10 protein-coding genes and 1 pseudogene are annotated in these 8,901 nt (G+C 69.2%); 6 read left to right on the top strand and 5 right to left on the bottom strand.

Features of this window, described 5'->3' with window-relative positions; all coding sequences use genetic code 11:
- On the top strand, positions 1-511 hold a 511-nt coding region (locus tag V7026_RS10080; protein ID WP_334155252.1), incomplete at its 5' end, for an ATP-binding cassette domain-containing protein.
- A gap of 8 nt (positions 512-519) precedes the next feature.
- Here V7026_RS10080 and V7026_RS10085 read toward each other — a convergent pair.
- The 4 genes and pseudogenes from V7026_RS10085 to V7026_RS10100 form a co-directional block, all read right to left on the bottom strand.
- Positions 520-1,358 (bottom strand): annotated as a pseudogene (locus tag V7026_RS10085) (urease accessory protein UreD).
- A gap of 31 nt (positions 1,359-1,389) precedes the next feature.
- Positions 1,390-2,157 carry an ABC transporter permease gene (locus V7026_RS10090; RefSeq protein ID WP_334155253.1) on the bottom strand — a complete coding sequence of 256 codons (768 nt, stop codon included), beginning with the start codon at positions 2,155-2,157 and terminating at the stop codon, positions 1,390-1,392.
- A 5-nt stretch (positions 2,158-2,162) separates the two neighbouring features.
- Positions 2,163-2,948 (bottom strand): ABC transporter ATP-binding protein, encoded by a 786-nt coding sequence (locus tag V7026_RS10095; protein ID WP_334155254.1) that lies wholly within the window; start codon positions 2,946-2,948, stop codon positions 2,163-2,165.
- A 61-nt stretch (positions 2,949-3,009) separates the two neighbouring features.
- Positions 3,010-5,304: an NADP-dependent malic enzyme gene (locus tag V7026_RS10100; RefSeq protein ID WP_334155255.1), complete on the bottom strand. Its 2,295-nt coding sequence runs from the start codon at positions 5,302-5,304 to the stop codon at positions 3,010-3,012.
- Between the two features lie 130 nt (positions 5,305-5,434).
- Here V7026_RS10100 and V7026_RS10105 point away from each other — a divergent pair, with 130 nt between their 5' ends.
- Genes V7026_RS10105 through V7026_RS10125 form a run of 5 tightly spaced genes read left to right on the top strand, consistent with a single transcriptional unit; the run spans position 5,435 to position 7,686 of the window.
- Positions 5,435-5,824 carry a DUF2946 family protein gene (locus V7026_RS10105; RefSeq protein WP_334155256.1) on the top strand — a complete coding sequence of 130 codons (390 nt, stop codon included), beginning with the start codon at positions 5,435-5,437 and terminating at the stop codon, positions 5,822-5,824.
- Between the two features lie 28 nt (positions 5,825-5,852).
- On the top strand, positions 5,853-6,068 hold the full coding sequence (locus tag V7026_RS10110; protein ID WP_334155260.1) for an SCO family protein: 216 nt from the start codon (positions 5,853-5,855) through the stop codon (positions 6,066-6,068).
- 56 nt (positions 6,069-6,124) lie between these two features.
- Positions 6,125-6,613 carry a copper chaperone PCu(A)C gene (locus tag V7026_RS10115; protein WP_334155257.1) on the top strand — a complete coding sequence of 163 codons (489 nt, stop codon included), beginning with the start codon at positions 6,125-6,127 and terminating at the stop codon, positions 6,611-6,613.
- A gap of 46 nt (positions 6,614-6,659) precedes the next feature.
- The gene (locus V7026_RS10120) at positions 6,660-7,124 is read left to right on the top strand and encodes a Spy/CpxP family protein refolding chaperone (RefSeq protein ID WP_334155258.1); all 465 of its coding nucleotides are present in this window, start codon (positions 6,660-6,662) and stop codon (positions 7,122-7,124) included.
- Positions 7,111-7,686: a hypothetical protein gene (locus V7026_RS10125; protein WP_334155259.1), complete on the top strand. Its 576-nt coding sequence runs from the start codon at positions 7,111-7,113 to the stop codon at positions 7,684-7,686. Before V7026_RS10120 ends, V7026_RS10125 begins: the two co-directional genes overlap by 14 nt.
- A gap of 22 nt (positions 7,687-7,708) precedes the next feature.
- Here V7026_RS10125 and V7026_RS10130 read toward each other — a convergent pair whose 3' ends face one another.
- Complete coding sequence (locus V7026_RS10130; protein ID WP_334155261.1) at positions 7,709-8,830, bottom strand: ABC transporter ATP-binding protein; 1,122 nt, start codon at positions 8,828-8,830, stop codon at positions 7,709-7,711.
- Positions 8,831-8,901: the final 71 nt, after the last annotated feature.

Below are 8,901 nucleotides of genomic sequence, written 5' to 3' on the forward strand. Positions count from 1 at the left end.
GACGATGAGCTTGACGCCCGTGAGGCCGCGGGCGAGCAGCTTCTCCAGGAAACGGTGCCAGTTGATCTCCGCCCGCCTGACCGTGCACGAAAACCTGCTCATGGGCCAGGCCTCGCAAAAAGCGGGGACGCCCATGCCGCCTCAGCTTTATGAACTCTTTCCGGTGCTCAAGCAGATGCTCAGTCGCCGGGGCGGCGACCTCTCCGGCGGGCAGCAACAACAGTTGGCGATTGCCCGTGCCCTGGCATCCAGCCCCCGGCTGCTGGTGCTCGACGAACCGACCGAAGGCATTCAGCCCAGCATCATCAAAGATATTGGCCGGGTGTTGCGGAAACTGGCCCGAGAAGGGCTGGACGGCCAGCCCATGGCGATCGTGCTTGTGGAGCAGTATTACGACTTTGCCGAAGAACTGGCTGATCACTACCTGGTGATGGAGCGCGGCGAGGTGGTGGCCAGCGGGCCTGGGGCCGAAATGCAGGTCCGCGGTATTCGCCAACTTTTGGCGATCTGAAGTTTCGCTCAAACCCGCCAAATCCGCGCCGGCTGCCCCGGCAGCCCCCACGCCGACTGCCGCAGTGCCGCCCAGCCTTGCTGCACCAGGGTCATCACCGGCTCGACCAGCGGGCCCAGCACCCGCAGCACCAGCACATGATCGTTGGGGCAGGTGGCGCCGGCTGGCAGATCGGCCAGCCTGTCGGGCAGGACGGCGCGCACCGCATCCAGCAGGCGCTCCCGCCGCTCGCGGCTCCATGGCGTGCCGCTGGCCAGCACCAGCGTGCCCAGGCAGCGGTGGCCGCCCAGCCCCACCGGGCTGTCGAGCAGGCATGCATCCGCGGCGTCCAGCCGGCCTTGCTCCAGCCAATGGCCCTCGATGCAAAGGCGCTGGTGCAGGCAGCCGCTGTTGAAGGGCTGGCCAGAGCCCGGCAGCCCCAGCGCCGTCACGTCCCAGGCGAGCCACTCGGCTCCTTCCGCCAGTTGCACCTCCAGCGCATTGCGGGCCTGGCAGCCTGGGTAAGCGATGGTCTCCAGCGGCACTCATTCCAGCCGGGCGCCCAGCTCCAGCCGAATGTGCACCCGCTGGGTGGCCGGCTCGCTATCGGAGCGGTAGAAACGCGTCGCACCCGGCGTGGAGACGAGGCCGTGCGCGCCCGCATCCGCCTGCACCGTCACGCGCAGCGTGTCGCCTTCCACCAGCCCGCCGGGGGGGTGAACGATCACGTTGTGGCGGATGCCTGGGCCTTCCGGATACAGGCTGTGGAACTGTGGAACAGGCGCAGCGGACCGTGGTGGCGGTGGCGGGCCACCTTGGTGTCGCCCCGCCGCTGGTTGTGCAGATGCAGGTGGGCGTCCCAGGGCATGGTGCGGCGGGCGTGCGGGGCGGCACGCGGCTCAGGCGGCTTGGCTGCCGCGGTGGGCCCAGGCGGTGGTGTTTTTTTCGATCAGGCTGAACAGCTCGTACATTGCCATGGCCATGATGCCCACCACCAGCAGCCCGGAGAAGGCCAGTCCCATCTGCATCGACGAGCCGGCCGAGATCAGCAGATAGCCGATGTCCTCGTTGGCCGCCGTCATTTCGGACACCGTCGTGCCCACGAACGCCAGCGTGATGGCGACCTTGAGCGAACCAAAAAAATACGGCAGCGATCGCGGCAGCCCCACCTTGGTCAGCACGTCCCAGCGGCGGGCGCCGAGCACGCGCAACACGTCCTCCAGCTCCGGCTCCAGCGTGGCCAGCCCGGTGGCGATGTTGACCATGATGGGGAAGAAGCTGATCAAAAAGGCCGTCAGGATCGCTGGTCCCACGCCGATGCCAAACCACACCACCAAAATCGGCACGAAGGCCGCCTTTGGCAGGGCGTTGAAAGCCGTCATCAGCGGATAAAGGGCCGCATAGGCTAGGCGCGAGGAGCCCATCAGAAAGCCGAGCAGCACGCCGACCACGATGGCGATGCCAAAGCCCGCCATGGTCACCCAGAAGGTGCGCCAGGCGTGGCCCAGAATGACCGTGTGGTGTTCGACCGTCTGCTCCCAAATGCGCGAGGGGCTGGGAAAGATGAACTCCGACACGCCAAAGCCGCGTGTGATCGCCTCCCACAGGACGATCAGCACGACCAGCAACATCAGGGGCGAGAGCCGTTCCAGGGTTTTGCGGGACATGGCGGTTACTGCTGCAGGGGTGCGCCGGTTTTGCGCATGGCACCGATGTGGCTGCGCAGCTCGTGCACGATGTCGGTGAACTCGGGTGTGTAGGTAACTTCCAGATCGCGCGTGCGCGGGATCGGGATGTCGCGCCGCACGACGAAGCGCCCGGGGCTTTTGCTCATACAGTACACCGTGTCGGCCAGAAAGACGGATTCGCGCAGGTCGTGCGTGACGAGGATGACGTTGAAGCGCTGCGCCTCCCACAGGTCGCGCAGGGTGCACCAGAGCTCCTCGCGGGTGAGGGCATCCAGTGCGCCGAAGGGCTCATCCAGCAGCAGCATCTTGGGCTCGTGGATGAGCGCGCGGCAGATGCTGGCGCGCTGCTGCATCCCACCCGACAGTTCCCAGGGGAACTTGCGCTCGTAGCCCGCCAGGCCCACGGAGGCGAGCAATCGCTTCGCGCGCTCCTCGAACTCGCGCCGCCGGTCCTTGAACTGGCTGCGGAACGGCTCCACGATCTCCAGCGGTAGCAGCACGTTATCCAGCGTGGTGCGCCAGGGCAGCAGCGACGGTGCCTGAAACGCCATGCCAGAAATCTTCAGCGGCCCGTCCACGGGCTGCCCGTCGACGCGGATGGCGCCGCGCGAGGGGCGTTTCAGGCCCGTGGTTAGCTTCATGAACGTGGACTTGCCGCAGCCCGACGGCCCGACAATGGCGATGAACTCGCCGCGGCGCGCCTGCAGGTGTATGTCTTCGACGGCAAACTGTCCCTTGTCCAGCAGCGTCTGGTTGTTGGCCAGCCACACGCCGTCGAATTCGACGAAGGGGGCGTCCGGTTGCGGGGTAGCGTGCGAGCGCCGCCGCGCGTCAACCCCGCACCCGCGCCGCCGCGACCGCCGTCATGTTGAGCACGCGGCGCACGGTGGCGGCCGGCGTCAGCACATAGGCCGTGCCGTTGACGCCCATCAGGATCGGCCCCACCGTTACGCCGCCGCTGGTGGTGGTCTTCATGACGTTGTAGAGGATGTTCGCCGCGTCCAGATTGGGGCAGACCAGCAGGTTGGCGCTGCCGGACAGTGTCGAGTCGGAAAGAAAGCGCCCGCGGATCTCGGGCTCCAGCGCCGCGTCGCCGTGCAGCTCGCCGTCGCATTCGATCTCGGGATGCGCGGCGACGAACAGATCGCGCGCGGCGCGCATCTTGCGCGCACTGGCGCGCTTGGACGAGCCGAAGGTGGAGTGCGACAGGAACGCCACCTTGGGAGCGATGCCAAAGCGCTGCACCTCCTGTGTGGCCATCCAGGCGATCTCGGCCAGTTGTTCGGCGCTGGGATCCTCGTTGACGTAGGTGTCGGTGATGAAGATCGGCCCGCGGTCGGTGTTGACCGCATTGAGCGCGGCGTAGAGTGAAGCCTCGGGGCGCCGCCCCAGGATGGCGTCGATGCGCTCCAGATGCGTCGTGTACGTCCCGACCAGCCCGCAGATGAGGGCGTCGGCATCGCCCAGGTGCACCATCAGCGAGCCGATGATGGTGTTGGAGCGGCGCACCGCTGCCTTGGCGACCTCCGGCGTGGCGCCGTTGCGCTTCATCAATTGGTGGTAGGCCTCCCAGTACTGGCGGAAGCGTGGGTCGTCCTCGGGGTTGACGTTTTCCACATCGACGCCCAGGCGCAGGTTCAGCCCCGCTTTGCGGATGCGCGCCTCGATGACCGCAGGGCGGCCGATCAGGATCGGCTGAGCGATGCCTTCCTCCAGCGCGAGCTGGGCCGCGCGCAGGGCGCGTTCGTCCTCGCCGTCCGCGTAGGCCACGCGGGCCTTGGGCGCCACGGCCTTGGCGGCGTTGAAGACCGGCTTCATCAGGATGCCGGTCTGGTAGACGAAGCGCTGCAAGCTGTCGCGGTAGGCCCCGATGTCGGCGATCGGGCGCGCGGCGACGCCCGAGTCCGCCGCCGCCTGCGCGACCGCCGGGGCGATGCGCAGGATCAGCCGGGTGTCGAACGGCTTGGGGATGAGGTAGTCCGGGCCAAACTGCAACTCCTGCCCGGCGTAGGCGGCAGCCACCTCGTCGCTGATCTCGGCCTTGGCCAGGGCCGCGATCTCGTGCACGCAGGCCAGCTTCATCGCTTCCGTGATGCGGGTGGCGCCGCAGTCCAGCGCGCCGCGGAAGATGTACGGAAAGCACAGGACGTTGTTGACCTGGTTGGGGTAGTCGCTGCGCCCGGTGGCGATGATGCAGTCGGGCCGGGCCGCCTTGGCGACCTCGGGGCGAATTTCGGGCTCGGGGTTGGCCAGCGCCAGGATGACCGGCCGCTCGGCCATGGTCTGCACCATCTCGGCCGTCAGCACCCCGGGCGCCGAGCAGCCCAGAAACACGTCGGCGCCGCGCACCGCATCGGCCAGCGTGCGCGCCGCCGTCGTGCGGCAGTAGCGCCGCTTGGATTCGTCCAGTCGGCCGGCCAGGGCGTCCTCGCGCTGGTCGTGGATCACGCCCTTGGAGTCGCACACCAGCATGTGCTCGGGCCGCGCTCCCAGCGCGACGAACAGATCCAGCACCGCGATTGCGGCCGCCCCCGCGCCGCTGACGGCGATGCGCACGTCGCCGATGCCCTTGCCCACCAGTTCCAGCGCATTGATGAGCGCTGCCGCCGAGATGATCGCCGTGCCGTGCTGGTCGTCGTGGAACACGGGGATCTTCATGCGCTCGCGCAACTGGCGCTCGATGTAGAAGCACTCGGGCGCCTTGATGTCCTCCAGATTCACGCCGCCGAGCGTCGGCTCCAGCGCGGCGATGATCTCGACCAACTTGTCCGGGTCCTTCTCGGCCAGCTCGATGTCGAACACATCGATGCCCGCGAATTTTTTGAACAGACACCCCTTGCCTTCCATCACCGGCTTGCCGGCCAGCGGGCCGATGTCGCCCAGGCCTAGCACGGCGGTGCCGTTGGTCACCACGCCGACCAGGTTGCCGCGGCTAGTGTAGTCGGCGGCCTTGTTGGGGTCGGCCGCGATCTCCAGGCACGGATAGGCCACGCCGGGGGAGTAGGCCAGGCTCAGGTCGCGCTGGTTGGACAGCGCCTTGGTCGGCGTGACGGAAACCTTGCCCCGGGTCGGGGTGCGGTGGTATTCGAGCGCGGCGTCGCGCAGGGCTTGTTCGGCGGGCGTCATGGTGGCGTGATGCGTGATGCGCAAGGGACGAAAAAGGTGCGGCGCCACCCGCCCGGAAACCCTCGGTCGTGCGGCGTGACGCGCCAAGTGTAACGAGCACGTCCGGGCAGTGCTCATTACAATGTCGATGGTGAACGCCATCGTCCGTTGCCGCCGCTGGCCGCTTGCGCTGGCCCTTCTGGCGCTGCTGTGGGCAGCGCTGGCGCCCACGCTCGCCCGGGCGTGGGCGGGCGAGCCGCGTGCTGGCGAGCGGGTGCAGATCTGCACCAGCACCGGCATGGCCTGGGTTGCGCTGGACGCGGCTGGCGACGCCGCACCGGACGATGGCGCCGCCACCGCGATGGTGTGCGACTGGTGCCTGCTGCACGGCGGGCTGGGTTTGCCATCGTCCGTAGGCTGCGTCGGCCTGGCGCCTGCCGCAGACCCGTTGGCTCTAGTCGCCCACACGGCCCGTCCGGCCGCGCCGCCCCGGGCGTGGTTGCGGCCGCAGCCGCACGCCCCGCCGCTCCTGTCCGCCTGACGCCGCGTCCAACGGCCGCACACTGGCCCTGACCGATCAGCACGGCCAACGCCGCACGCTCGAGGACTTTCGTGGCAAGGCGGTGATGCTGTACCTCGGCTTCGTGCAGTGCCCGGACGTCTGTCCGACGGCGCTGGCGCGTGCGGTGGAAGGAGCCCACCGCCTGCGCATCGTGCACAAGCACAAACAGAGCGCCGACGACTACGCGCACGACATCGCGTGGCTTCTTCGAGAAGGCGCCTGATGCCCACCCCTTGCGTTTTCAACCCCCCTTTGCAACCCCCGAAAGGAGGCCCAACCATGCCCCGCAACCTGATTCTCAGCGCCGCCGCCGGCGCGTTGCTCACCCTCACCGCCACCACCTGGGCGCAGACCGTCAAGATCGACGAGCCCTGGGTGCGCGGCACCGTCGCGCAGCAAAAGGCCACCGGCGCCTTCATGCGCCTGACGGCGCCGGAACCGATGCGCCTGGTGGCCGGCGAATCGCCGGTGGCCGGCGTCGTCGAGATCCACGAGATGGCGATGGACGGCGACGTGATGCGCATGCGCGCCATCCCCGGGCTGGCGCTGCCGGCCGGCCGGCCGGTGGAGCTCAAGCCCGGTGGCCACCACGTGATGCTGATGGACCTCAAGCGCCCGCTGGCCGGCGGCGAAACCGTGCCGCTGACGCTGGTGTTCGAAAACGCCGCTGGCCAGCGCGTGCGCCAGGAGGTGCAGGCCAAGGTGATGGCGCTGGGCGCGCAGCCCGGCGCGATGGGGGCCGGCCCGCACGGAGGTCACCGGCACTGAGACACGGCCACCCAAGCACTGAAACAGAAGAAAGGAGTGTTCCTCCATGCACACCCCCGTTCGTGTCATTCGCCGTTTTCAGGCGCGCCGCGCCGCCACGGCCGCGCTGCTGGCCTGCGGGCTGGCGCTGGCCGCCGCGCCGGCCCAGGCCCGCACCAGCGTTGCCGACGAGAGCGTGCCGATTGCCGAGCTGATGCCGCAAATCCTCAAGCACGAGGCGCAGCTTGGCCTGAGCGACGCCCAGCGCCAGGCGCTGGATCAATTCCGCAAAGAGGCGATGCCGCGCCGCCTGGCGCTGACCCAGCGCATCCGCGCGCTGCGCGGCGAGCTGCGGCTGGCGATTCTGGACGGCGCACCCGCCGCCCGCCGCGACGAGTTGCGCCAGCAGCTCGTGCAGACCGAGCAGGAGCACCTGCAGATGCGCGAGCGCTGTGTCGATTTCGTGCGCTCGACCCTGTCGCCTGAACAGTTCGCGCGCGTGCGCCAGTGGTACCTCGATGGCATCCAGTGACCCGACCCAGGCACCCGTGGTGGTGCTGGCTCCCCAGCAAACCGTGTTCGAGGTCGGTGGCCGCGGCGGGCCCTGGCGCGTCGAACGCGGGTTGGTGCGGCTGGACCGCATGGGCCGTGACGGCCCGCTGCTGGTGATGCTGGCCGAGCCAGGCGATTGGCTTGGCCTCGACGCGCTGGCAGGGCAGACACATGGTTGGCGCGCCACGGCGATCACCTCGGTGACGGTGGGCGGGCCGCTGCAGCCCGCCCACGACGGCGAGCGCGCCCGTTGGCTAACCGAGGCGCTGCTGCAACAGCCCGAGCGGGCGCATGCGATGGCGCTGCTGCGTACCGGCTCGGTGCGGCAGCGTCTGGCCTCGTTGCTGCGGCTGCTGGCACGGCCGGATGTGCTGGGCGACGCCGGTGGGGCCGTGGGTCTGCGTGGCCGCCTGCCGCCGCTGCGCGTGCTGGCGGAGCTGGTGGACGCCAAGCACGAGACAGTGTGCCGCGTCCTGGGTGAGCTGCTGCCGCGCCAGCCCCAGACCGCACCCGGCGCCGCTGGCCGTCTGGCGGTGGCCTGATCGGTCGCCAGCCGTTCAGCCCTCACGCCGGCTCGGGCGCCGGCTGGCGTACCGCCGGTGCGGGCGGGGCGGCCGCCCCAGCACCGCGCGCGAAGGTGACCACGTGGTCCACCGCGGCGCGGATGCCGATCCACTCCCCGATCGCATGATCGTGGTGCGACAGCACATGCGCCTGCAGTAACTGGCCGTCGGCCAGCCGCAGCGTGTACAGGAACTCCGCGCCGCGGAAGGCCTTGCGCACGATCTCCGCGCGAAACGGCGAGGCGTCGTCATGCACCACGTCGTCGGCGCGCAGCAGCACCTCGCACAGCCCGTCGGGGAAGGCGCTGGGCAGCGGGCACTCGGCCACGTCTTCCAACTCACCCAGTGGCGTTTCCACTACCACCTGCTGGCCCCGCGTCAAGATGCGCGCCGGCGCAAACACGCCGTGCCCGATGAACTCCGCGACGAAGCGTGTGGCCGGCCGGTGATAGAGCGCATAGGCGTCATCCCATTGGTGCAGCCGCCCCTGGTGCATGACGCCGATCACGTCCCCGATCGCGAAGGCCTCCATTTGGTCGTGCGTGACGAAGAGCGCCGTGATGCCCGCAGCCTTGATGATGCCGCGAATCTCGTGCGCCAGCCGTTCGCGCAGATCCACGTCCAGGTTGGAGAAGGGTTCGTCCAACAGCAGCAGGCGTGGCTGCGGGGCCAGCGCCCGCGCCAGGGCCACGCGCTGCTGCTGGCCGCCCGAGAGTTCGTGCGGATAGCGCCGCTGCAGGCCCTCTAGCCCAACTAGGCGCAGCGCCTCGGCCACCCGCGCGCGGCGCTGGCCGGCATCCCAGTGGGCCAAGCCAAAGCCCACGTTGCGCTCCACATCCAGGTGCGGAAACAGCGCATAGTCCTGGAACACCATGCCTATGCGCCGGTGCTCCGGGGCCACATGCATGCCGTCGCCGCTGACCGCCTCGCCCCCCAGCGCGATGGTGCCGCCGGCAATGCGCTCCAGCCCCGCCACCGCGCGCAGCAGCGTGGTTTTGCCGCAGCCCGATGGCCCGATGAGCACACCGATATCGCCGGCGCTCAGGCCCAGCGTGACGCCATCGACGGCGGATTGGGTCGCGCGCGGGTACCGCACGGAAACCTGGGTGACGGCGAGGTCCATGCCGCCATTGTAGATAATGCGCATTCTCATTTGAGTCCGCTCGTGCGCTTATGGATAGCCCGCCCACCGCC

The sequence above is a fragment of the Tepidimonas sp. genome, from assembly GCF_036825565.1.
GTDB lineage: Bacteria > Pseudomonadota > Gammaproteobacteria > Burkholderiales > Burkholderiaceae_C > Tepidimonas.